Annotated in this window: 20 protein-coding genes; 12 read left to right on the top strand and 8 right to left on the bottom strand. The window is 59.7% G+C overall.

Going from position 1 to position 22329, the window contains the following annotated elements:
• The first annotated feature begins 10 nt into the window (after positions 1-10).
• Both GF1_RS14895 and GF1_RS14890 read left to right on the top strand, forming a co-directional pair.
• Positions 11-214 carry an adenosylhomocysteinase gene (locus GF1_RS14895; protein ID WP_267927346.1) on the top strand — a complete coding sequence of 68 codons (204 nt, stop codon included), beginning with the start codon at positions 11-13 and terminating at the stop codon, positions 212-214.
• Positions 211-864 carry a protein-L-isoaspartate(D-aspartate) O-methyltransferase gene (locus GF1_RS14890; protein ID WP_267927345.1) on the top strand — a complete coding sequence of 218 codons (654 nt, stop codon included), beginning with the start codon at positions 211-213 and terminating at the stop codon, positions 862-864. The genes GF1_RS14895 and GF1_RS14890 overlap by 4 nt, the downstream gene beginning before the upstream one ends.
• A gap of 107 nt (positions 865-971) precedes the next feature.
• Here GF1_RS14890 and GF1_RS14885 read toward each other — a convergent pair whose 3' ends face one another.
• From GF1_RS14885 to GF1_RS14850, 8 genes are all read right to left on the bottom strand, one after another.
• Positions 972-2645, bottom strand: a complete 1674-nt coding sequence (locus GF1_RS14885; protein WP_267927344.1) for a c-type heme family protein — start codon at positions 2643-2645, stop codon at positions 972-974.
• A 72-nt stretch (positions 2646-2717) separates the two neighbouring features.
• The gene (locus tag GF1_RS14880; RefSeq protein WP_267927343.1) at positions 2718-3461 is read right to left on the bottom strand and encodes a metallophosphoesterase family protein; all 744 of its coding nucleotides are present in this window, start codon (positions 3459-3461) and stop codon (positions 2718-2720) included.
• On the bottom strand, positions 3461-5389 hold the full coding sequence (locus tag GF1_RS14875; RefSeq protein ID WP_267927342.1) for a serine/threonine protein kinase: 1929 nt from the start codon (positions 5387-5389) through the stop codon (positions 3461-3463). The genes GF1_RS14880 and GF1_RS14875 overlap by 1 nt, the downstream gene beginning before the upstream one ends.
• A gap of 238 nt (positions 5390-5627) precedes the next feature.
• Positions 5628-6206: a hypothetical protein gene (locus GF1_RS14870; RefSeq protein ID WP_267927341.1), complete on the bottom strand. Its 579-nt coding sequence runs from the start codon at positions 6204-6206 to the stop codon at positions 5628-5630.
• Position 6207: 1 nt separating this feature from the next.
• Entirely contained in the window at positions 6208-6705 is a 498-nt protein-coding gene (locus tag GF1_RS14865) for a universal stress protein (protein ID WP_267927340.1), read from the bottom strand.
• Positions 6706-6814: 109 nt separating this feature from the next.
• The gene (locus GF1_RS14860; RefSeq protein WP_267927339.1) at positions 6815-7012 is read right to left on the bottom strand and encodes a hypothetical protein; all 198 of its coding nucleotides are present in this window, start codon (positions 7010-7012) and stop codon (positions 6815-6817) included.
• Positions 7013-7099: 87 nt separating this feature from the next.
• Positions 7100-8728 (bottom strand): YeiH family protein, encoded by a 1629-nt coding sequence (locus GF1_RS14855; protein ID WP_267927338.1) that lies wholly within the window; start codon positions 8726-8728, stop codon positions 7100-7102.
• A 134-nt stretch (positions 8729-8862) separates the two neighbouring features.
• On the bottom strand, positions 8863-9141 hold the full coding sequence (locus GF1_RS14850) for a hypothetical protein (protein WP_267927337.1): 279 nt from the start codon (positions 9139-9141) through the stop codon (positions 8863-8865).
• Positions 9142-9496: 355 nt separating this feature from the next.
• Between GF1_RS14850 and GF1_RS14845 the strand changes: the two genes are divergently transcribed.
• From GF1_RS14845 to GF1_RS14800, 10 genes are all read left to right on the top strand, one after another.
• A complete protein-coding gene (locus GF1_RS14845; protein ID WP_267927336.1) occupies positions 9497-12055 on the top strand; it encodes a c-type heme family protein in 2559 nt (852 codons plus the stop codon).
• A 33-nt stretch (positions 12056-12088) separates the two neighbouring features.
• The gene (locus GF1_RS14840; RefSeq protein WP_267927335.1) at positions 12089-13522 is read left to right on the top strand and encodes a sigma-54-dependent transcriptional regulator; all 1434 of its coding nucleotides are present in this window, start codon (positions 12089-12091) and stop codon (positions 13520-13522) included.
• A 98-nt stretch (positions 13523-13620) separates the two neighbouring features.
• Entirely contained in the window at positions 13621-14259 is a 639-nt protein-coding gene (gene lexA, locus GF1_RS14835) for a transcriptional repressor LexA (protein ID WP_267927334.1), read from the top strand.
• 189 nt (positions 14260-14448) lie between these two features.
• Complete coding sequence (locus GF1_RS14830) at positions 14449-15618, top strand: DNA polymerase Y family protein (RefSeq protein ID WP_267927333.1); 1170 nt, start codon at positions 14449-14451, stop codon at positions 15616-15618.
• A gap of 17 nt (positions 15619-15635) precedes the next feature.
• A complete protein-coding gene (locus tag GF1_RS14825; protein WP_267927332.1) occupies positions 15636-18632 on the top strand; it encodes a DNA polymerase III subunit alpha in 2997 nt (998 codons plus the stop codon).
• Entirely contained in the window at positions 18565-18786 is a 222-nt protein-coding gene (locus GF1_RS14820) for a Wadjet anti-phage system protein JetD domain-containing protein (RefSeq protein WP_267927331.1), read from the top strand. The genes GF1_RS14825 and GF1_RS14820 overlap by 68 nt, the downstream gene beginning before the upstream one ends.
• Positions 18787-19205: 419 nt before the next feature.
• Positions 19206-19949 (top strand): PEP-CTERM sorting domain-containing protein, encoded by a 744-nt coding sequence (locus GF1_RS14815; protein WP_267927330.1) that lies wholly within the window; start codon positions 19206-19208, stop codon positions 19947-19949.
• 210 nt (positions 19950-20159) lie between these two features.
• Positions 20160-20396: a hypothetical protein gene (locus GF1_RS14810; protein ID WP_267927329.1), complete on the top strand. Its 237-nt coding sequence runs from the start codon at positions 20160-20162 to the stop codon at positions 20394-20396.
• A gap of 129 nt (positions 20397-20525) precedes the next feature.
• The gene (locus GF1_RS14805) at positions 20526-21611 is read left to right on the top strand and encodes an SLC13 family permease (protein WP_267927328.1); all 1086 of its coding nucleotides are present in this window, start codon (positions 20526-20528) and stop codon (positions 21609-21611) included.
• 8 nt (positions 21612-21619) lie between these two features.
• Positions 21620-22291: a YkgJ family cysteine cluster protein gene (locus tag GF1_RS14800; RefSeq protein ID WP_267927327.1), complete on the top strand. Its 672-nt coding sequence runs from the start codon at positions 21620-21622 to the stop codon at positions 22289-22291.
• Positions 22292-22329 lie beyond the last annotated feature (38 nt).

Below are 22329 nucleotides of genomic sequence, written 5' to 3'. Positions count from 1 at the left end.
GGAGGCTGCCATGGACATGAGTTTTGCCAACCAGCTTTTCTGTGCAGTATACCTGGCCCGCCACGGGCAGGCCCTGGAGAAACGGGTTCACGGAGTGCCACAGGAAATCGACAGCGAAGTGGCCCGACTCAAGCTGGCAGCCATGGACATTGCCATCGATGAGCTGACACCGGAACAGCGGGAGTATCTCGCATCCTGGGAGGAGGGTACATGAACAGGAAGAACGGGCAGCAGCGCATGATCGAGGACATCGAAAGGGAGGTGGCCTACACCCGCCAGCTGATCGGCCGGAATCATCTGGACCCAAGGGTCATGGACGCCATGCGTGAGGTACCAAGGGACGCCTTTGTCCCGGATCACCTGAAACATGCCGCCTTTGACAACGGCCCGCTGCCCATCGGTCACGGCCAGACCATTTCCCAGCCCTTCATCGTGGCCCTGATGACCGATTTGCTGCGGACCAGGCCGGAACACCGGGTGCTGGAAATCGGGACCGGTTCCGGCTACCAGAGCGCCATCCTCTCCCGGCTGTGCAAAGAGGTGTACAGCGTGGAGGTGGTGCCGGAACTCAGCTCCACCGCGCAGCGACTGTTCAGGGAGCTTGGCTACGACAACATCCATCTCAAGACAGGCAACGGCTACGAGGGCTGGCCCGAGCATGCGCCCTATGATGGCATCATCGTCACCGCTGCCGCCAGTCATATTCCTTCACCGCTCATAGAGCAGCTCAAGCCCGGATCCAGACTGGTCATCCCGGTGGGAGAGCCCTACAGCTATCAGAAGCTCTACCTGGTGGAAAAGGACACCGGGGGCAACATCAAAGCCCGGGAAATCCTCGGTGTCTCCTTCGTGCCGCTGGTGTAGCGGGCCTGCCGGGCGACCGACATTCCATTCCTCCGTTCATGTACGGATGTCCCTGAAGAGGGATCACGCCGTGTTTTGCAGTGTGATCCCGTCCTTGAGCGTGTGGATTACAGGGCTCTTTTCAGGTCCTCCCACAGGTCTTCGATCCACTGATACCGTTTCGCCGGTTCCCAGGCCATGGCCCTGAGAATGATCTGTTCCAGCTCCGGGGTGATGTCCGCACCACGGGCAGAGGGGGGCACCACCTCTTTTTTGGCCTGGAGCCAACCCCTGGGGCCTGAAGGACGGGCTGCAAACGGCATGGTTCTGGTGACCATCCGGTAGAGAAGTACTCCAAGTGCATAGATATCGCTAAGCGGATTGGACCGCTCACCCCGGAGCTGTTCCGGGGCCATGGAAGCAAAGTCTCCCTGGGGGCCGAGACCCGAGGAGAGGATGACATCGGGGATTTCGCGCCAGGAGGCCAGTCCCATGTCGATGATTTTTATCTCCTTCTCCGTGTCCCCGACGAGAAAGATTTCCGGCCGCAGATCATGGTGGACTATGCCGGCAGTGTGCATGGTGGCCACCAGGTCGCAGAGCCTGGCCAGGATGGTTTTCCTGCCCAGGGTGTGGTTTCGGGTCGATTCTATCCATTCGGCCAGATCCATTTGCGGTAGCGGCTCCATGACCAGCATATCCTCGCGTGTTGCGATGATCTCCGGCACGCATTCATGGTGGAAGCTGGCAAATATCCTGAGCTCGGTCCGCAGGCAGGTCTCGTACAGGGGATTGGCCAGGACTTCGCTCAGGCCGATCTTCAGCGATATGTCTCTGTTTACGGCCAGGTCCCGTCCCTGGTAGATCCAGGAAAGGGTGCCGCCGGTTATCGGCGGTCCGATGGACCAGGAGTCGATGAAATTCGGCTGCAGGCCGGCTCCCTTGCGGGCAGCCCGGACATACCGGGACAGGGAGGTTACCGATTGCCGCAATATATCCAGCTCATCCTGGTTCGGCTGCCTGGAGGTTTTCTTTGCCACCAGGGCGTGGTTCACATGGGTGAGCCGTCTGATGACCAGGTTGTTGAAGAGGACGCTGAAGAGAAACAGGAGCAGGGCGGCGCCTGCCTGGATGACGACAAAGACGATGATGGAGTTGCGCCTGATCCGGGCAAAGGCCTCGGCCACCGGGATGGACACGGAATTGATACCGGCCAGGTCCCCCTCCTTGAAGCGAAAACCGCCCGCAGTGCCGTACCGGCGGACCACCTCGGCCGGGGCCCGGGAGGCATCGCCGTGGCAGCGCAGGCAGCTTTTTTCCATGTAGTCGGGGATTATGGTCACAAAAGAGAGCTGGCCGTTTCGCACCACGATGCCGCGCCACAGGGTCCGTGAGGGATCCTCTTCGAACCAGGAGAACATTTCCTCTTCAAAGTCATCGGCCCGGTTGTCGGGATTGAGTGGATTGAGGGCGGCCCGGCGAAAGCTGTAGCCCTCCATTTTGGTTCCGAAGCGGCGCATGATGTTGAGGCTGACAAAGGTGGATGACATGGCCTCGATGATAAAGGTATCCGGAGGTTCGCGGCGGGATATGGTCGGCCGCAGCACGTCCCGTACGTATTCGCGAATGGATTCCACTTCCAGGAGAATCACCTCCGAAGTGTCGAGTGCGTCCCGGACCAGGATGGATTTGAGGTGAAGGTAGTAGAGGGTGGAGGCCAGGAGGCCAAAGCCGACAAGGAGCAGCGCCGACCAGAGCAGGAATTTGGTGCGCAGGTTCATATCATTCACGTACTTGATCATGGTTTCTTTCCCTGTCTGTTCCGGTGACGGGTCCCGATCAGAGATGGGGTCTGGTGCGGGAGCAGCCGCCGGTCATTTCCCCTGGAGCAGCCGCTGGACCAGGGTGTCGGAGAGGCCGTCGATGCGTTGTATTTTTTTCGCTGTTTGGCCGATATCATATTCAACTCTGCGAAATTCCAAGGTGTTTTTTCTGGTGTCGAGAATGCAGTAACAGGCCCTTGGGTCCCGGTCGCGGGGCTGGCCGACAGAGCCGCAGTTGATGATATGGCGTTTTTCCGGGTTGAGACTGCAGGTGATCTCCCCTTGTGGCTCGAAAAATTCGACCTGAAAAAAGTTTTTCCTGGTGATGATCATCGGCCGATGGGTGTGGGAGACAAAGAGGAGCCGTGCCCGGGTAGCCCGGAAGGAACGGAGGGCGTACTTGCTGCTGAGAACATAGCGATAGGCCCCCGGGTTATAGGGGTTGGCATGGGCAAAGAGCATGTCGCCCATGGGCAGGATCAGAGGCAGGTCTTCGAGAAAATCGCTGTGCTTTTTCGTCAGCTGGTCCATGGTCCAGAAGATGGCCTCGGTGGCCTTCCTGTTCATATTGTAGGGCGAGTATCGCCAGGTGACGGCGGCATCGTGGTTGCCGGCGAGGCAGTTGGCCCGGGGCAGGGAGCGGACAAGCTCGATGCACCCGTTGGGGTCTGGTCCGTAGCCGACGATGTCCCCGAGACAGAAATAGCGATGTACGTGGCGTCCGGCGGCATCATCGAGTACCGCCACCAGTGCCTCCAGGTTGGCATGGATATCGGCAAATACGGCCAGACGCATCAGTTGGATCTTCCACTGGTACCGGATGTCGATGGTCCGGGATGATTTTCCATGTATTGCCTGATGGTGTGGAGTTGGAGCAGCGGTCCACCGAAGGGCATGGTGGTGGCATACACCGGGCAGCAGGTCGCCGACAGGGTGGTCAGCTGCTCCAGCTGTCGCTGGCCGGACAGGTTGCGGACAAGTCTACTGACCTTCTGGAGCTGTTCGCGAAATCGGCAGGCACAGGGCAGGGCCCGGTGGAGATAGAGAGATTTCAAGGCCTCATCCTCTCCGGCACGGGTCCGCATGTCTTCGCCAATAGCGTGTATCTCGGTGTGGATCGGCTCCAGGAGTTCGCCCACCTCCTGCCAGCCGGGGGAGGAACGGAGAAGCTCAAGCCACTCCTGGATACAGCAATGGTGTGCCCCCGGATCCGGGGGCGGAGCATTTTTCCGTACCAGGGCCAGAGCCAGGTCCCCGATCCAGGCCACGTGATCGAACCAGCAGTCGATCAGAAAAAGATCCAGGGCCAGCACCTGGCGGCCGCTCAGGTCGTGGGGCGGACGCTCGACCAGTTTCCAGATCTCGTCGTTATCGAGCGGATGAGCGATCAGGACCGGAGCATGGCTGCCGGCCGTGACCGCATCGACCACCGATTGACTGAAAAGAGAATCGGGTCGGCGGGGCGGACCGAGAACGATCAGCTCAGCCTGAATTTTGTCGGCAATTTCAAGGATGGTTTCCACGACATGGCCGCGTACCAGGCGGATGGTGGGATCCAGGTTATAATGACGAAAGCGCTGAATAAAGGTTTCCAGGCGCTGGCGAAACTGTTCGCCTTCTATTTGCCGGCGGTATTTGAGGAACTGGTCGTCCCCCTCATCCTCGATGACAAAGAGCAGTGTGGCCCGGCCGTGGTTGAGCAGGGCCTGGTGCCGCACTTCCTCGACCACCGGTTCGGCGGCGTTGTCGTTGATCACCGCTCCGAGCACGTGGTAGCACTTCTTTCCATCGCTGAGGTGGTCTGCTGGATCCGCTTGTGCCAGTGGCGGTGGTGAGGGAAGAAGAAAGGCGACCCATTGCCACGGATTACGGGTTCTCGTGCCGAGCTCGGTTACAGGAGCATTCCGCCAATGATCCAGGGCCCGGGCCAGCTCCAGACCGCTCCCAAAACGGGCCGTGATGTCCCGCTCAAGACAGGTGAGGATGATTTCCTGGAGCTGGGGCGGGAGGTCCGGGGCATGACAGCGTGGCGGCACCGGCCGCACCTTGAGGCGCCAGCGGGTGATGGAGAGTTTTCCGGACCTGGGAAAGGGCAGGTGGCCGGTGAGCATTTCATAGAGTATCACCCCCAGACTGTAGAGGTCGCTTGCCTCCACGTATTGCCTTTTCTGCAGCTGTTCCGGGGCGATATAGTAGGGCGTTCCGTGGGGGACCGGGAAATCTTCGCCCAGCAGGTCCTCCATGCCTCTCCTGGTCGCCAGGCCGAAATCAAGCAGCCGGGTGGTTCCCTGGCTGGTTATGATGATGTTTTCCGGCTTGAGATCGAGATGGCAGATACCCTGGTCGTGGAGATAGGCAAGGGTCCGGGCGAGTTGGCCCACCAGGCTGCAGGCCCGCTCCAGGGGGATGGTCCGTCCGGGACCGACCAGGGTCCGGAGTTCCTGTCCTTCCACGTATTCCTGGATGATATAGGGCCGAGATCGTTTCCGGTACAGGAAGCGGACGACACCTGGATGATCGAGGAAACGGCCGATTCGTTCCTCGTTCTGGTAATGGTAGAACCGCATGGGATGGTTGAAGATATCGCCCAGGGGGATCTTGAGGACCACTCTCTGGTCAGTGAGCAGGTCCACGGCCCTGTAGATACGGGCCATGGCCCCGCCATGGACAATCCTGTCGATGGCGAAGGTGTCGAGGGTATCACCGATCTGGAGGGTGGACATGATGGCGCACTCTTGAACCAGGATATTGGCAGACTGTTGGTGGTGGCGACTGAACGTGGTGAGGCTTGGTATTGATGGGTCAGGGCGCCTTCCACCTCGTTGGCAGGACTCTGACGTGGGATTTCCGCAGCAGGGCAGCCTCTGTCAGCATACCGGGTTTGGTTTCCGGTCCGGGGCAGAGGGATGAAATCAGCTGGTCAGGGGTTCCGGGAGAGGAACCGTTTCCGACGGCTCCTCCTTAGCGTATGAAATAAGCATACCCCAAAACGAGGACCAGGATAACAAGAAGTTCAATGATCGTGATCTTGGTCAGCATCAGGCAGATCTTGCGCTGGGACGGGTTCATCTGCAGGACCATCCTGTTCATGAGCAGACGGAAGAACAGCGTCCGCGGCGTGGTGGCGGTATAGAGCCTGAGGTATTCCTGAATCGCTCGTATCCACAGGAGGATATCCTGTTCCTCCTCGTCACTGACCCGATCGGCGACAAAGCGGACCCGAACCCGCGATTTTTCCCGGTCGGCGAAGAAGAGCAGTTCCTCGACATGATAATCAAAAAGAAAGATCCGCATGATCAGCCGGCAATCCCCGGGATCGTCCGGTGCCGGGACCGACGACAGGTCCAGGCGCAGTTCCAGGGAGAAGAACTGGTCGGTGGCATAGTCGCGCAGGATTGCAAACAACCCGATGTCCCGCGGATCAGTTTCCTCGACAAACCAGTGGGGGTGGAGATGGAGAAGTTTCTCTTCATCGAGAATCCTGCTGATATCGAGGTCTGCGGCCGAAACCGGCAGGTACAGGTCATAAATACGTTCCATGTCAGCTCGCAGGTCCGGGAAGTGGCGGAGCAACCAGCATCGGGCAGGGCAGTATCTTGTGCAGACCGGGCGCATCGATTCGGGACCTCAGCCCTTTTTCCATAGCCAGGTTGAACAGTCTCCGGCTCTCCCGGTAAGGGCCGATGACAATCAGATCGCAGTTTCTTTTCCTGGCCTCATCGGCAATGGTCTGTTCGATGGGTCCAACCACGCCGGCAAAGACCGCCCTGGCGGCGGCAGGGTATTGTTCCCTGATTCGCTGCCAGTCTTCTTCATTTTCCTCCTGCATCTGTTTTTCCACGTGGTCCAGGAAGGTGGTGTGGGTCTTGCTGGAGTTGAGCCAGTCATCGCCGGTCATGGACTGCCAGTCCTGGTCGATGATGGTCAGGACCGTGACCTGCAGTTCAGGATTCCGGGTGCACAGCTCGGTAAAGACAAGTTGTTCGGCCCGTCTGGCGCCGTCTGTTCCATGGGTGCAGAGAAGAAGAGAGGTAAACATATCTAAAAGAGTATCTGAGGTTATCCGCGCTGGCAGGCGCGGGAGAAAACACCCCTTCCGGCACGGAAATGCCGGAGGGGGTGTTGTTTGTGATAATTCTGGAGCCAGCTTACATCCACTTGGTGAAAAGCAGGACCAGAAAGGTGGTAATCAGTGACAGGATAAGGGCCGTGAGATCCTCATTTCGCTCACTGGAGAAAACAGAAAGGGCACGCTCTTCGAGCTCGTCCGTGTTGGCCTCCCGGGCGATTTCAGTCTCTCCTTTACCGGCGTCACCGGTCTCTATTTTCAGTTTATCATCACTCATTGTATTACCTCCGGAAAATATACCGGAACAGGGAGCCAGGGCTCCACATTCCGGGCTTTGCTTTCATCGCTTGCTGGTGCCGATCCGCTATTTGAGCACCACATCTTTTACCAGCCAAAGGACAACCAGGAAGGACAGGCTCGCCTTGGTGATGCCGGAAATAACACCTATGACCAGGGGCCAGCCACCGGCCTGGAAGATGGCCTTTTTCGTGATCTGCATACCAAGCCCGATCAGGCCGAAGGCAAAGAACCAGATCATGCAGTCGGTCAGGGTGGTGACGGTTTTTGATTTCTTATGAACCTGCTTGACAGCATGTTTGATTGCCGAGGTCACCTCGGATGGCATCTCGATGGCTTTGGCCTTGGCCGCAGCAACCACGGATTCAAGCTGGAACATCCGCTGCTCACCCTGCTTGTAAAACAGCTTTTTGTCGTTACGGTTTTCATAGTTACCGGCGATCTGCCGCTGGGCGACAAGGTCCTTGACCGCTTCCATCTGCTCGGGAGTCAATCCCTGGATCGCACCTGTCTCCACGGCCTTTTTCAGGGTTTCCCATTCCTTTTCCGTCACCTGGGTCCTTTCATTATAGCTGAAATCGATGAATTTACCCTTGTAGTGGGTCGGGGGTGAAAAGAGACCCATGGAGGACATGGCAAACAGCAGCAGGAAGCCGAGGATAAAAATCGGGAACTTGTCGATAACCACTTCCTTGAAGGTCAGTTTCTTGCCGCTTTCCTTGCCAAACCAGGTGGCCAGCACCAGAACGATGATCGGCAGGAAGAGGATACGGGTGATGTTGAAGATTTCCGCTACTTTCAGGGTTTTGATATCCACCGCGTTGAATGCCAGGGCCGCGGCCGCGACCTGGGCCGAGTTCAGGATACCGGTTCCGGCCCAGGCCCCGAACTGGACCGCGTTCATGCCGGCCAGGTGGCCGATGGTGGGGAAAACGAACATGCAGATGATACCGAAGGAGAGGATGGTTCCGATGGTATAGGCCATCTCTTCACTCTTGGCCTTGACTACCGGCGCCACCGCTACCGTTGCCGAAACACCGCAGACTCCCATGCCCGCGGAGAGGACACCGGTCATGGTCTTGGGCTGTTTGAATATGTTGCCCAGCCAGAGAACAAAAAAGACCGTGCCAAGGACAAAGGTGCCGACCAGAAAGATGCTGTAGGTGCCAAGCTTGGCCAGCTCGGCAAAGCTGTACCGGGCGCCGAGCATGATAACGCCCATCTTGAGGACGAACCGGGCGCATTTGACCCCGGCCTGGGCGAACTTGGGAATGCCGTAGGTGTTGGTCAGGATGACACCGGCCAGCAGACCGAGAATAACATAGTTCAGGTTGAGGACTTTGTAGATTTTAAAACCGAGGACCGGCTGCAGGCTATGGCTGATCAGCTTGACCACCGGCTCCAGATACCAGCGGATGGCCATGGCCATCACCAGGATGAGAAGAATACCGGGCAGGGGCTGGAGGACAAATCGGTCAAGGATGGTGTTGCCGGGTTTGCGCACCGAGTTGACAATGGCACCCAGGATGCCGATGCCACCGGCTATGAAGCCCATGGTAACCTGGAGATCCGCTGTCTTGGCGGTGTGCAGATATTTCATCAGTGGATGCAGGATGCCGCTGCTGGCGAGCATCGCGTAGAGTATCATGAGGCCGCTGATTATGAACAGCGGCTTATTGTCCTGTGTCTGGGCCATAATTTCTCTCCTTTTGCGTTTATCGAAAAATCACCCGGTAACCCCATGCTGCCGGATGGATTTTTCAGGGGGGTATCAATGGTTGTCTTGCGGCCGGGCCGCTGCTCCATGGTCTGAAAAATGCATTGTCTGTCTCAGGGTCGGTCACCTCCTTGTACTGACTTTTCGGTTGAATGTAGGGAATCGAGCTTATGCGAGTAATAGCTGCCCACCATGTCGAGGAGCAGATAGATCAGCCAGAGGCCGAGGATGCCTGCCACCGTGGTGGCGATGAGCTGCAGCGGGGTTCCCTGGTCAGTGTCCAGGATAAACCGCATCACCGGGACCATGAGATCCGTTCTGGCGATGAGAAGAAGGGCGGTGATGATGCCCAGCAGGAGCAGGATGATTGTACTCTGGCGTGGTCTGTCCATAACGGTCTCCTTCTATCTTGTTGAAAAAATATCTTTTTAAGCGGCGGTTCCAGCTGGAATCTTTTTAAAGCAATTTCAGGGCCCAAAAGTTACTTGCCCTGGTTTTTTGGAAGATAATTATGAAATCACAGGTAGTTAGTTTATGTTTTCCAGGTTTTTTGTCTGCTGGCAGGGAAAGTTGTGGCGCAAAAACACGATATGGTGCTTCCTTAAGGATGCAGTCAGCCCTCTGCCAGGGCTGTACCAGGCAACAACGGCCAGGTGCCTCCGCGTGGATGCAGTGTGTACGCCGGGAGGCAGCCATCGTTTTCTTTCCCGGCCTGTCCGCGATATGAAGTGAAAAGGAAAGACAATCATGGAACAGAACCACACCCTTTCTTCCGGCATCAGCAACTCCTCCATCGGCCTGCAGTCGAGGTTTATGCTCGGGCTGGCCTGTATCTTCATCTGCTTCTGTATCGTGGTGACCGCCTTTCTCTACCTGCACGAAAAGAAACTGCTTGAAGAGGATGTCTATCAGAAGACAGAACTGATCATGGCGGCCGTGGAGTCAACCAGGGGGTATGTGCGGGAGGTACTCCGGCCGAAGATGTATGAGGTGCTCGGTGATGAAACGTTTGTTCTCGAGGCCATGTCCACCTCGTACATCGGCAGGGTGGTGATGGATCGTTTCCAGGACAAACTGCCCTCCTTTGCCTACCGGCGGGTGGCCATCAATGCCCGCAATCCGAAATTCGAGGCCAATGATCTTGAGCTGGCAAAGATCAACTACTTTGCCGAACATCCCGAGGAAGACGACTGGCACGGGATTGTAAAATCAGGGAGCCGGCACATGTACATGCGTTTCCGGCCGGTGCGCTTTACCCCGCCGTGTTTCCGTTGCCACGGAGATCCCGACGATGCACCGCAGGCTGTTGTCGATCTGTATGGCAATGAGCGTGGTTTTGGCCGTCGGCTGGACGTGGTCAGCGGGGTGGTCAGTGTCGGGGTGCCGGTGGACGTGGGCCTGGTGCCCATCATGGAGGTGGCCTGGAAGGTTTTCTGCACAACCTTTATTTCCGTTTTTCTCCTCTACGGTATTGTCTGGTTTTTCTTCAATAAACTCATTATCCGCGACCTGCGCGGCCTGCTGGAGATCTTCCGCGACAACCTGCGCGACGAATACGGCGTCCAGCTCTATGAGCAGGCCCGGACAAAAGACGAGTTCGGCGAACTGGCGGCCTCGGTCCAGGCGGTGGCCCGCCATCTCCGTACGACCCGGCACCAGCTCGAGGATTATGCCAAGAATCTGGAGAAAAAGGTGGAGGAACGGACCCTGGCCCTGCGGCGCTCGGAACAGAGCCTGCGGGAAAAGGTGATCACCCGCGGCCAGGAGCTGCGGACCCTGAATACCATCAGCGAGCTGATTACCCAGTCTGTTCATCTGGCCGATATTCTGCCCAAGGTACTGCAGCAGGCCCTCAAGGTCATCCCGGCCGAAGGGGCGGGAATCTATCTGCTTGACCGGCAGCGGGCCAGGCTGGTCCTCCAGTGCCGGGAACGGGCTGAGATTCTTGATGAGACCATCCCCTTTGATCCCCTGGTCTGCCTTCCCTTTCTGGACGAGAAGATGCTTGATTTTGACCGGTTTATCCAGGAGGCGGCCTGCAGCCGCCTCAGTCTGACCGGGGAGGAGGCTGTGCTGGTGAACAACTTCAATGTCCCGCTCTGCTGCCGGTCCCAGGTCCTGGGCGTCATGACCTTTGTCGGCCGCGACCTGGAGGAGGTGGATGTCCAGCTTCAGGAACTGCTCTTCTCCATCGGCCACCAGATCGGCATCACCATCGAGAGCCTGCAGAATATTGCCCGGCTCGTCGAGAGCAAGGAACTGCTCCAGTCGGTATTCGACGGGATCACCGACGTGGTGATCCTGCTCGATGCCGAGTACCGGATAAAGATGGTCAACAAGGCCTTTCTCGACCGGCACGGGCTGCATCTGGAAGAGATTCTCAACCGCTCCCTCATCGAGCTGCCCCTGAAGAACCCCTGTCCCTTCACCGCCTGCAGAACCCCGCTTGCCCAGCTGCCCGAGACGCCGGTGGTGGAACAGATTGACGGCCGGGACGGCCACATCTATGAGGTCAATTTTTACCCTCTGTTCTCCGACCGGGGCGAGGTCCGTAACGTGGTCTGCTATGCCAAGGACATCACGGAGAAAAAGCAGGTGGAGCAGCGAATCCAGCAGACGGAAAAACTGGTTTCCCTCGGCCAGCTGGCCGCAGGCGTTGCCCATGAGATCAACAATCCCCTGGGGATCATCCTCTGTTACACCGACAACCTGCTCGAAGACAACGAGGACCTTGATCCATCTGTCCTCGAGGACATCCGGGTTATCGAGAAACACGCCCGGTCCTGCCAGCGGATTGTCACCGACCTGCTGAACTTCTCCCGGAGCCAGAAGACCGACAAGCGCCACGGCTCCATCAACCGGGCCATCGAAGAGGTGGTGGCCCTGGTGCGGCAGCAGTTTCTCAAGCAGAAAATCCGCCTGACCCTCCATCTCGAGGATGAGCTGCCCGATATCTTTCTTGATCTTGACAAGATGAAACAGGTCTTCCTGAACCTGTTGATGAACGCGGCCCACGCCATTGACGATGAGGGCGTCATCCTGGTGGTGAGCCGTTATGAGGCTGAGGATAACCGGCTGGTGGTCACGGTGGAGGACAATGGCCGCGGCATCGACCGGGAGGTGGTGGACAAAATATTTGATCCTTTTTTCACCACCAAGTCCCAGAGCGGCGGCACCGGGCTGGGGTTGTCGGTCAGCTACGGGATCGTCCGGGACCACGACGGCGATATTCAGGTGGAATCAAAACCGGGCAAGTGGACCCGTTTCACCATTATCCTGCCGGTGCAGCCTTCCGGGGCACGCTGAGCCAACGATGGACGGTAAGGTACGAGAGAGTTTATGGAAAACGATTTGGTATTGCAGAACATTTTGATAGTGGATGATCAGCCGGACCTCCTCCAGGGGTTGAAACGGATGCTTGGTCGGGAATTTCCCGGGCTTTCGATCTTCACCCGCGTGGACACCGTGGAGGCCCTGGACCTGGTGGCCTCCAAGTCCATCGACCTGGTCCTGCTCGATATCCAGATGCCTGAAATGAACGGCTTCGAGATGCTGGAAAAGCTGCAGCGGGCGGACAGATGCATAACCGTGATCATGATGACCGGCTATGGCAGTATCGAAACCGCGGTCGAGGCCATCAAGGCCGGGGCCTATGATTTCATCACCAAGCCCTTTGACAAGGCAGGGCTGTTCCGCACGGTCCGCAAGGGGTTGGAGCATAACCTGCTGGTGCGGGAAAACGCCAACCTGCGCCAGCGGGTCCGGGAAACGGCGCCCTTTGCCGATTTTGTCGGTGAATCCAAGCCCATGCAGCAGCTTTATCATGCAATCAGGACTACAGCCCGGACCGATTATACGGTCCTGATCCGCGGGGAATCCGGTACCGGCAAGGAACTGACCGCCCGGGCCATCCACAGTCTCAGCAAGCGGCGCAACCGGCCTCTTCTGATGGTAAACTGTCCGGCCATTCCCGAGCATCTCCTGGAAAGCGAGCTGTTCGGTCACACGCGCGGGGCCTTTACCGGAGCGGACCGGGACCAGAAGGGGCTCTTTGTCGAGGCTGATAAATCCACCCTGTGCCTCGATGAGATCGGAGACGTGCCGGTGGCGGTCCAGACCAAGCTGCTGCGCGTTCTCCAGGAGCATGAGGTCAAGCCGGTGGGCAGCACCAGGACCCGGTCTGTCGATGTGCGGATCATCGCCTCGACTAACCGTGATCTGGAGAAGAAGATCCGGGAACGATCGTTTCGGGAAGATCTTTTCTACCGGCTCAACGTGGTCACCCTGCACACGCCCTCCCTGGCCGAGATCCGGGAAGATATTCCCCTGCTCGTCGATCATTTTACCAGAAAGGTCTGCAGCGAGCTGGAGCTGCCGGAAAAACAGTTTTCCCTGGAAGCGGTCGAGGAGCTGGTGGACAGGGAATGGCCGGGTAATGTCCGGGAACTGCAGAACGTGATCCGGGGCGCGGTCCTTTTCTGTCCCCACGAGATCATCGATGCCCGGTATCTGCGGAGACCGGAGCAGGAGAGACGGGTCCGGGGCCGCCATTCCCCCCGGGAGGTGGAGCAGTACAAGGTGGCCAAGGACAAGACTATCAACACCTTCACTGTCAAGTATGTCACCGAGCTGCTGGAGAAAACCGGTGGCAATGTTTCCCGGGCCGCCGAGATGTCCGGCCTGACCCGGGCCGCCCTGCAGAAGATCATGCGGCGTCACAATATCGTTGCCCAGCAGTACCGGGAAAAGGGGGGAGCGTCATCGCCGGACTAGGAAAATTATGTACCGGGCCGTTTTTCCGGGTCCTGTCAGCTTGACATTTGTCATCTGCTGGGGCACCATATGGATATCTCTTCTTTCCAGGGGAATACATGATGCCGGATTCAATCCTTTCTTCCAGACAGCAGCAGCTGCTTGAATATCTGCGCCGGACCATCCGGGAAACCGGGATACCGCCCACCCTGCGTCAGGCCGGTGAGGCGCTGGGGATCAGCCATACTGCGGTTTCCAATGGCTTGCGGGTCCTGGAGGAAAAGGGCTATATCCGCCGCCGCGGCCAGTCCAGCCGGGCCATCAGCCTGGTGGAGCCGGTCGGGGAACTCTCCGGTACGGGCCGGAAGGTGCCTGTCATCGGCCGGATCGCCGCCGGTCTGCCGCTGTATGCCCAGCAGGAATGGGACGGCTACCTGGTGGTGGACCCCCGTATCTACCGCGGCGACAACCTCTTTGCCCTGCGGATCCAGGGCGATTCCATGCGGGATGCCGGGATCCTGGACGGCGACCTGGCCATCTGCGAGCCGCGCCAGTTTGCCGAAAACGGTGAGATAGTGGTGGCCCTGGTTGACAACGAGGAGGCCACGGTCAAACGATTCTGGTACCATGGCGATCATATCGAACTCAGGCCGGAAAACCCGGCCTACCAGCCCCTGCGCTGCCAGCTTGGCGAGGTGCTCATTCAGGGCAAGGTCATCGGTATCCACCGCGGCCCGGAGGGTTTTGAAACCCGCTGACCATTCCTCCTTCTCTCCCGCGATGTGATCCCTTGGATCCCATCGCCTTTACCCGGAACATGGGTGTGCTCGACAGGGGATCACACCGTTCCATACGGTGGTACCTCTGTTCCGGGGATGGTTCCGGGCACCCTCTTTTTTTTGGCCCTTCTTATTGACAAATGTAAAGTTATATCTTTACATTTGCTCATGCAACGCACTGTTCTCCATCTCAACATTGCTGATTTCGCCACAGCCGTGGAACGGCTCTGCGATTCCAGTCTGCGCCACCGGCCGGTGATCATCGGTCTGCCGGTGGCGCGCAGCCTGGTCTATGACATGAGCGATGAGGCCTACCGGGAGGGGGTACGCAAGGGTATGCCCCTGTGGCGGGCCCGGCGTCTCTGCCCCGGGGCGGTGATCCTGCCGCCACGGCCGGAACGGTATGGAAAGGCCATGCTGCACCTGCTCAAGCTGGCCCGGCCCTTGACGCCGCTGGTGGAACAGGCGCCCGGCGATGGACATCTCTACCTTGATCTCTCCGGTACCCGGCGTCTGCACGGTCCTGCCCGGGACGTGGCCTTACGGTTGCGGCGCCAGGTGCGAGGGGAACTCGGCCTGGAGCCCATCTGGACCCTGGCCCCCAATAAACTGGTGGCCAAGGTGGCCAGCCGCCTTGTCAAGCCCGAGGGCGAGTTCCTGGTCGAGTCCGGCCGGGAACAGCAACTCCTGGCCCCGCTGTCCCTGGAGTTGCTGCCGGGGCTCGGCCGTCGGCTGCGCGAGCGGCTGCGCGAGTATAATCTTGTGCGGGCCGGCCAGGTGGCCGCTCTTTCCCCGGCCGAGCTGGCCGTGATCTGTCCGGGCCGGGAGCGGTTTCTTTTTCAGGCCGTGCGCGGGATCGACCACACCCCGGTCCAGCCCCGGACCCGGTCCCGGGGTGTGGTGCGTACCTCCCACCTTTTCACTCCGGACAGCAACAGGGAAGACGAGGTCCGGTGTGGCCTGGCCCTGCTGGTGGAGGAGGTCGGCTACCGGCTGCGGCAGCAGGGACTGGGCTGCTGCCGGATGAGCCTGGTGCTCACCTACAGCGATGGGATCTCTACCCGCCGCCAGGCCTCCTTCCGCACCATCCTGTCCGACAACCGGTCCCTGTTCCTGCAGGCGGAGCTTCTTCTTCACCGGGCCTGGCGCCGTCGGCTGCGCATCCGTTCCCTGGCTCTCGTCTGCGACCGGTTGCGCACCCCGGTCCACCAGCTTTCACTTTTCGGACTGGTCAACCAGCGCCAGCAGCGCAACCATGCCCTCAGTACGGCCCTGGACACGATTCATAAACGTTTTGGCCGCGCCAAGCTGGTCCGCGGCTCCCTGCTTGCCAAGTGATAGTTCCAGCCCTGGGTATGCACTCACATTTTTCTCTGCTCGCCGGCACTGGTTCACCCGCCCGGTTCTGCCGGGCCGCGGCAAGTCTGGGGTACACCCACCTGGCCCTGACCGACAGCGGTAACCTGCACGGCCTGTGGGACCTGGTCGCCTCCTGCCGGGAGACAGGTCTTGCCCCGATTATCGGAGCGGAAACGGGCCGGCGGCCAGGGCGGCTCTTTTTTTTCGTGACCTCGGCCACCGGCTACCGGAACCTCTGTTTTCTGCTGACCCGGTGGCATCGTGGGGCTGCTGACCGGGCAATGGTGCCCGGGGATACCAGCGGCCTGGTTCTGCTGGTCGAGGACCCGGACCGGCTGGCGGATCTGCACCGGGATGGTCACCGGGTGGCCGCGGCCCTGACCGGGGCGCCGGATGGTCATAATTACCGGTTGCGAAGCCGGGCCCGCCAGTTGGGTTGTCCGGCCGTGGCCCTGCAGGACAGCTGGTTTATCAGACCGTCCGATCATGGACTGCACCGGCTCCTGCGCGCTGTGGCCGGCCGCTGTCGCCTGGACCAGGTTCGGGATCATGTTCCCGCCAATCGTTTTCTGCCGGATCCCGGGCTTTTTGCCCGCCGTTTTGCCCCCTGGCCCGAGACACTGAAGGCGGCCCGGGAGTTGGCCGAAGAGTGCAGCGGTTTTCAGGGGCCGGAGTCCGGCCTGGTGCTGCCGCCGTACCGGAACCACACCGCGAGCCAGGCCGCGGCCACCCTGCGCCGCGCCGCCCTGGCCGGAGCCAGGAAACGCTACGGCCATCCCCTGCCGGAAAAGGTACGCCGGCGGCTGGACCATGAACTCGCAGTGATCCACCAGATGGGTTTTTGCAGTTACTTCCTGGTGGTGCGCGACATCGTCAGGCCGGTTTCCCGCACCTGCGGCCGCGGTTCGGGGGCAGCCTCGCTGGTGGCCTATTGCCTGGAGATCACCAATGTCTGTCCCATTACCCATAACCTCTACTTTGAGCGGTTTCTCAATCCCGGCCGCCGGGACGCCCCGGATATCGATATCGATTTTGCCTGGGACGAACGGGACCAGGTCCTGCGCCAGGTCCTGGACCGGTACGGGGACCGGGCCGCCATGGTCTGTTCGGTGATCGGTTTCCGACCCCGCATGGCCCTGCGGGAGGTGTGCCGGGTCATGGGGCTGCCCGCGGCCGAGATCAAGACCATGGCCCACCACCTGGAGCTGGAGGCTGATCACCGGTCACCGGAAGATCGGGATACCCTGGAAGCGCCCTGGCCCGAAGTGCTCTCCCTGGCCCGGCAACTCGTGGGCAGGCCCCGCCATATTTCCGTGCACCCTGGCGGGGTGGTGATTACCCCCAGGCCCCTGTGCGGCTATGTGCCGGTGCAATCCAGTGGTCGGGGGATACCCATTGTCCAGTGGGACAAGGACGGGGTGGAGGCGGCGGGCCTGGTCAAGATCGATCTGCTGGGCAACCGCAGCCTGGGGGTGATCCGCGACGCCCTGGCCCGGGTGCCGGGGAGCGCTGTTCCCCGCCCGTGGCGCCCGGAGGAGGATCCCGTTACCCGCCGGATGCTGGCCCGGGGCGGGACCATGGGCTGTTTCTATATCGAGAGTCCGGCCATGAGGCTTCTCCAGCAACGTTCCGGCCGGGGTGATTTCGAGCATCTCGTACTCCACTCCTCCATTATCCGACCGGCGGCCAATACCCTGATCCGCGAGTATCTGCGCCGTCTGCACGGTGGTTCCTGGAAGCATCTTCATCCGCTGCTGGCCGGGGTGCTGGACGAGACCTACGGGATCATGGCCTACCAGGAGGATGTTTCCCGGGTGGCGGTCCGGCTCGGTTTTACCCATGAGGAGGCGGACCGGCTGCGCAAGATCATGGCCAAGAAGGACAATCAGAAAACCCTGGAGATCTTCCAGGACAGGTTCTTTGGCTGCACTGCCCGGTGCGGGATCGATCCGGATACAGCCGGGAAAATATGGGAGATGATGCGCAGTTTCGAGGGATACTCTTTCTGCAAGCCCCACTCGGCCAGCTATGCCCGGGTTTCCTTCCAGGCCGCCTGGCTCAAGGCCCATCATCCGGCCCCGTTCATGGCTGCGGTGATCAGCAACCAGGGCGGCTACTATTCCACCCTGGCCTACGTGGGCGAGGCCATGCGCCTGGGGCTGCGCATACTGCGGCCTGACGTGCAGCAAAGCGACTGGCAGTGGCAGGGAACGGCGCAACATCTGCGGGTGGGGCTCATGGCCGTGCGGGGACTTGGCCGGGAGACCGGGGAGCGGATCCTGGCCGGGCGGCCTTTTGCCTCCATGCTCGACTTCCTCCACCGGGTCCGGCCGGACGAGGACGAGATCCGGGCCCTGGTCCACAGTGGGGCCCTGGACAGCCTGGAAGAGGTCGGCCGTCCGGAACTGCTCTGGATGGCCGCTGCCTGGCACCATAAGCGCAAAAACGGCCAGACCCTGTTCCCGGTCCGTGTCCGGCCGCCGGTCCTGCCCCAGCCCTCGTCGCTTGAGCGGTTGCGGGCCGAGTTCCGGGTTCTTGGTTTTCTCTGCGAGCGCCATCCGGTCACCCTGTATGATACGATACGGAGCAGGCTGCGCACCATCCTGGCCAGGGACCTGGAACACCATGCCGGCCGGCGGGTACGGTACCTGGGCTGGTGCATCAGCGGTAAGATCATCTCCACCAGGACCGGTGAAGCCATGGAGTTTCTCAGTTTTGATGACGAAACCGGGGTGGTGGAATGTACCTTTTTCCCCCGGGTCTTCCGGCGCTATCGAGGCCTGCTGCTGGATGGCGGCCCACTTGTCCTGGAGGGCCTGGTGGAGGAAGATTTCGGCGCCTGCACCCTGACCGTGCAGCGGGCCTGGAAACCGCATATGCCGGCCGGCACGGGTGGATGCTGGTGCAGGAAGAAATACCAGGCGGATGCCAACCCTGCTGGCCCACCGGCCACTCTGGGGGCAGGAAGAGGAAGGCAAGCGATGCCTCCGTGACCTGGACCATCTGACCGATCCCGAGCACGCCCTCTACCTGGAACTGCGTGAAGACCGTCTGGGCAGGGCCGTGCGTCTGGAGCAGGAGCGGATCCGGTTTTCCGCTGTGCGCGACGCGCTGGATCGGATCCTGGCCGGTCTTGAGTTGCGGTAACGTTTTCTGCCGAGGCCCGGTCACCATTCTGGAGACGTCCCGAACCCCGTTGGTTACCGAGCCTGTTTTTCTGTGTTTCCGGAAAAGTTGACGATAAAAAACCGGATTTCAGCCTGGTTTTGTCGCTATTTCCCTCCAGTACCCCCCTCTTTCTCCCCCTACCCGATCTTTTTAGTCCTCTGGAACTGATGGTTTTCCAGTTTTACGGACTAGATTGAAATTTTTCCGAGAAAGTGGTCATTTTGTCTCCGGCCAGATTCCCGCGTAAAAGTGCATGGTGTAAGTTATTGTTTATGCGTGGTAATTTTAGATAATAGCACATGGCATGATTCATGCTTATAAAGGGCAGGTCAAGTTGAGTTTTTTAGAAGAACACCGTGCGCGGGTAGGCGGTCGCCGCCAGCCCTGTGAGGGTACCTATGAAAGCTTCCATCAAATTGCTGTCCTGTTCCATGGTTCTCGCAGCAGTGCTCCTGGTTGCCGGGCAGGTAATGGCTGCACCGCTGGATGTGTTCAGCGCCGATCCGGCCTGGATCATGATCGCCGATGACGACGGCGTAGGGAACAACGGGTTTGTCGATCCAGGCTGGGGTGGACAGGATTTTGATGCCGAGTACCTGTTTTACAGTCTGGAGGGGGACACGCTCTCCATCGGGTTGCAGACCGGCTTCGACGTTGAGGACGGCCGTGTCCGGCACGGTGGCAAGTGGTATTACAGCGGTGATCTGGCCCTCTCCTTTGACGGTGACCCGAGCAATTACGAGTATGCCTTCGACTTTGGACTGTACACGGATTCTTATTACGGTACACTCGGAACCACTGACGACAGTGGTCTCTACGAGGTTACCGAGTGGAATAACGACATCTATTTTGCCGAGTCCGCTCCCTTTGCCATGGAGGAGGGCAACCTGGTCACCACCGGCTCCACTTCGGCCGGCTACGACTCGGCGGCAGATTCCTATTACCGGATCGTCTCCTTCGATATTTCGTCCCTGAGCCTGTCCGCCTTTACGGGTGTTGATGTGCACTGGACCATGTCCTGCGGCAACGATGCCATTGACGGCACGGCCCCGGTACCCGAGCCGGCCACCATGCTGCTTTTCGGTACCGGCCTGGCCGCGCTGGCCACGGTGGCCAGGAAAAAGATGCTGATGCATGGCTGACACCTCCTCGTCCCATCCATCGCTGCGGCAGGGCTTTCGGGCCCTGCCGTTTTTTTTGTCTTCCCGCCGAGTTGCCAGCCAGAAATCCACCACGAATTTTTTCTGCGCCTTTTGCTTGCTTTTGCAGGCCTGGATGGATATTATATTGATAATCGTTCTCAAAGACAATAAAGAGGTCATGCCATGCAGATATCCCAGGCAAATAGCAGTATGCAGACAGCGATGTACCAGTCCCAGCAATCCCAGAAAGGGCAGCAGGCGTCGCCTTCGTCCTCGGTGTTGAAATCGGCCAACCGCCAGACGGAACTGGCTGGTCAGCTTATCCAGAAGACCGTCCAGAGTCAGGCCGGCATGCAGATGCAGGGTGGGCAGCAACCAGCCCAGGCTGCCCAGGCAGCTGGACCGACCCAGGACGGGCGGGGCAACATCATCAACGTGGTTGCCTGAACAGTAGCTGGGTTCATCACGGTTTCTCTCCAGGGGCCGGTCTTTTCCAGGCATTTTTCGCCGGGAAAAGACCGGCTTTTTTGTCAGCGCGGTTGACAGTCCAGGGAGGATTGTCTACCGATGGAAGGTATGTTTTCGCTTCCAACCCGGCAGAAAATATCGGCTTATATCACGGGAGAATGGCTGCTCCTGGCCTCGGTGGCCGGCCTGCTGGTCACCTCCCTCTGCCGGAAGGGTCTGCCCGCCTTTTCCCGCGCAGACCTGGAGGTCGTCTACCTCCTGGCGACACTCCTGGTCGCGGTCCGGGGCCTTGAGGCCAGCGGCCTGATTGACTACCTGGCCCACCGCCTGGAGCAGGGCAGGTACATGGCCCTCAAGCTCACCGGTGGTGCCTTTTTTCTCTCCATGGTGGTGACAAACGATGTCGCCCTGGTGGTCCTGGTGCCGTTGACCCTTTCCCTGCGGACAGACCGGAAGGATATCCTGGTGATCCTCCAGGCCCTGGCGGTCAATGCCGGTTCCGCGCTCACCCCGTTTGGCAATCCGCAGAACTTGTTTCTCTACTGGTACTACCATATCGCTCCGGCCAGATTCGTGGCCGCGATCGCCCCTTTTTCCGCCATATTTTTTCTCCTCATCATGCTGGCTGCCTTCCTTGTCAGGGTCCAGGACAGCACGGAAAGACGGGATGGAGCCATCCGGATTGGCGGGCAATCAGTGGTTCACGCGGTCCTGCTCGTGCTCGTCCTGCTCTCGGTGCTCCGTGTCCTGCCCCTGGCGGTCACCGCGGCTGTGCCGCTCTATGCGATCTGTCGGGATCGAAGGGCCCTGCGGATAGACTACGGCCTGCTGGTGACTTTTTTCTGTTTTTTCGGCCTGGCCGAGAACCTGAAAGAACTCCTCGCTCCCACTCTGGAGCATACCGACCATGTCTTTCTCCTCTCGGCCCTGGCCAGCCAGATGGTCAGCAACGTGCCGGCCACCCTGCTCTTTGCCAAGTTCACACCCCACTGGCAGGCTCTGCTGTGGGGCTCTTCGGTGGGTGGCTTCGGCAGTCTGGTCGGTTCGCTGGCCAATCTCATCGCCTGGCGGCTCTACACAAACCACAGGTCGACAGGCCAGCCCTTTCAGTTTACCCTGCAGTTTCTGGGTCTGGGGTACCTGGCCTTTTTTCTCGGCCTCGGGCTCTATTTTTGTCTTGAATTCACAGCATGAGGATTTCCATGAACAATATCGATGCCCTTGAAGCGGTATACCGGTTTCACGATTCCCTGACGGCCCGTTTCGGGCTGGTCTGCACCGGTGGCTGCGCAACATGCTGTTCGGTCAACGTGACCATGACCAGCCTGGAGGGCGACTACCTGCGCCGGGCAGAAGCGCTTCAGGAGCCGGAACTGGGCAAACGACTGGGCCGGGCCGCCGACAGGCCACATTTTCGGCCCCACCTGACCACCAATGAACTGGCCGAAGCCTGTTTTCTGCGCCGCGATGCACCTGTGGAGACCGGGGAACACGGAGAGGGAAGCTGCCCTTTGCTGGACCGGAGCGGGCACTGCACGGTGTATGACCACCGACCCTTTGCCTGCCGGGCCATGGTCTCCCTGGAACGGTGTGTCGGACAGGGGGAAGCGGTGATGCCGCCCTTTCTCTTCACCTTCAACCTGGCCCTCTATCAGGTTATCGAGCACCTGGATCGGGACGGGGTCAGCGGCAACATGCTCGACCTGCTCACCGACCACCGGGACAGGAGTGTTCCCAACCGGCCCCTGCCGGGATTTCTGGTCCCACCCGAGGAGCAGCTGCGGTTTGCCCGGGTCCTGGATGAGCTGAAAAAGGTGGTGGTGGGTAACGGTGTCCTGGCGGATTTTCTTCCCGATTCGCTGCCTCTGCCGTGAGTGGCGGGAGAAAGCAGGACCGGATGGTGCAGAGATTC

Source organism: Desulfolithobacter dissulfuricans (genome assembly GCF_025998535.1).
Lineage (GTDB): Bacteria > Desulfobacterota > Desulfobulbia > Desulfobulbales > Desulfobulbaceae > Desulfolithobacter > Desulfolithobacter dissulfuricans.
The sequence above is the reverse complement of the archived record's forward strand: the minus strand, read 5'-3'. Positions and strand labels throughout refer to the sequence as shown.

Excerpts from the sequence above, each read along its gene's own strand:
- GF1_RS14860 (WP_267927339.1), bottom strand. The coding sequence starts at position 7,012 with ATGAGTGATGATAAACTGAAAATAGAGACCGGTGACGCCGGTAAAGGA.
- GF1_RS14875 (WP_267927342.1), bottom strand. The coding sequence starts at position 5,389 with ATGTCCACCCTCCAGATCGGTGATACCCTCGACACCTTCGCCATCGAC.
- GF1_RS14865 (WP_267927340.1), bottom strand. The coding sequence starts at position 6,705 with ATGTTTACCTCTCTTCTTCTCTGCACCCATGGAACAGACGGCGCCAGA.
- GF1_RS14830 (WP_267927333.1), top strand. The coding sequence starts at position 14,449 with ATGCAACGCACTGTTCTCCATCTCAACATTGCTGATTTCGCCACAGCC.
- GF1_RS14885 (WP_267927344.1), bottom strand. The coding sequence starts at position 2,645 with ATGATCAAGTACGTGAATGATATGAACCTGCGCACCAAATTCCTGCTC.
- GF1_RS14845 (WP_267927336.1), top strand. The coding sequence starts at position 9,497 with ATGGAACAGAACCACACCCTTTCTTCCGGCATCAGCAACTCCTCCATC.
- GF1_RS14810 (WP_267927329.1), top strand. The coding sequence starts at position 20,160 with ATGCAGACAGCGATGTACCAGTCCCAGCAATCCCAGAAAGGGCAGCAG.
- GF1_RS14850 (WP_267927337.1), bottom strand. The coding sequence starts at position 9,141 with ATGGACAGACCACGCCAGAGTACAATCATCCTGCTCCTGCTGGGCATC.
- GF1_RS14825 (WP_267927332.1), top strand. The coding sequence starts at position 15,636 with ATGCACTCACATTTTTCTCTGCTCGCCGGCACTGGTTCACCCGCCCGG.
- GF1_RS14870 (WP_267927341.1), bottom strand. The coding sequence starts at position 6,206 with ATGGAACGTATTTATGACCTGTACCTGCCGGTTTCGGCCGCAGACCTC.
- lexA (WP_267927334.1), top strand. The coding sequence starts at position 13,621 with ATGATGCCGGATTCAATCCTTTCTTCCAGACAGCAGCAGCTGCTTGAA.
- GF1_RS14805 (WP_267927328.1), top strand. The coding sequence starts at position 20,526 with ATGTTTTCGCTTCCAACCCGGCAGAAAATATCGGCTTATATCACGGGA.
- GF1_RS14880 (WP_267927343.1), bottom strand. The coding sequence starts at position 3,461 with ATGCGTCTGGCCGTATTTGCCGATATCCATGCCAACCTGGAGGCACTG.
- GF1_RS14890 (WP_267927345.1), top strand. The coding sequence starts at position 211 with ATGAACAGGAAGAACGGGCAGCAGCGCATGATCGAGGACATCGAAAGG.
- GF1_RS14800 (WP_267927327.1), top strand. The coding sequence starts at position 21,620 with ATGAACAATATCGATGCCCTTGAAGCGGTATACCGGTTTCACGATTCC.
- GF1_RS14820 (WP_267927331.1), top strand. The coding sequence starts at position 18,565 with ATGCCAACCCTGCTGGCCCACCGGCCACTCTGGGGGCAGGAAGAGGAA.
- GF1_RS14855 (WP_267927338.1), bottom strand. The coding sequence starts at position 8,728 with ATGGCCCAGACACAGGACAATAAGCCGCTGTTCATAATCAGCGGCCTC.
- GF1_RS14895 (WP_267927346.1), top strand. The coding sequence starts at position 11 with ATGGACATGAGTTTTGCCAACCAGCTTTTCTGTGCAGTATACCTGGCC.
- GF1_RS14815 (WP_267927330.1), top strand. The coding sequence starts at position 19,206 with ATGAAAGCTTCCATCAAATTGCTGTCCTGTTCCATGGTTCTCGCAGCA.
- GF1_RS14840 (WP_267927335.1), top strand. The coding sequence starts at position 12,089 with ATGGAAAACGATTTGGTATTGCAGAACATTTTGATAGTGGATGATCAG.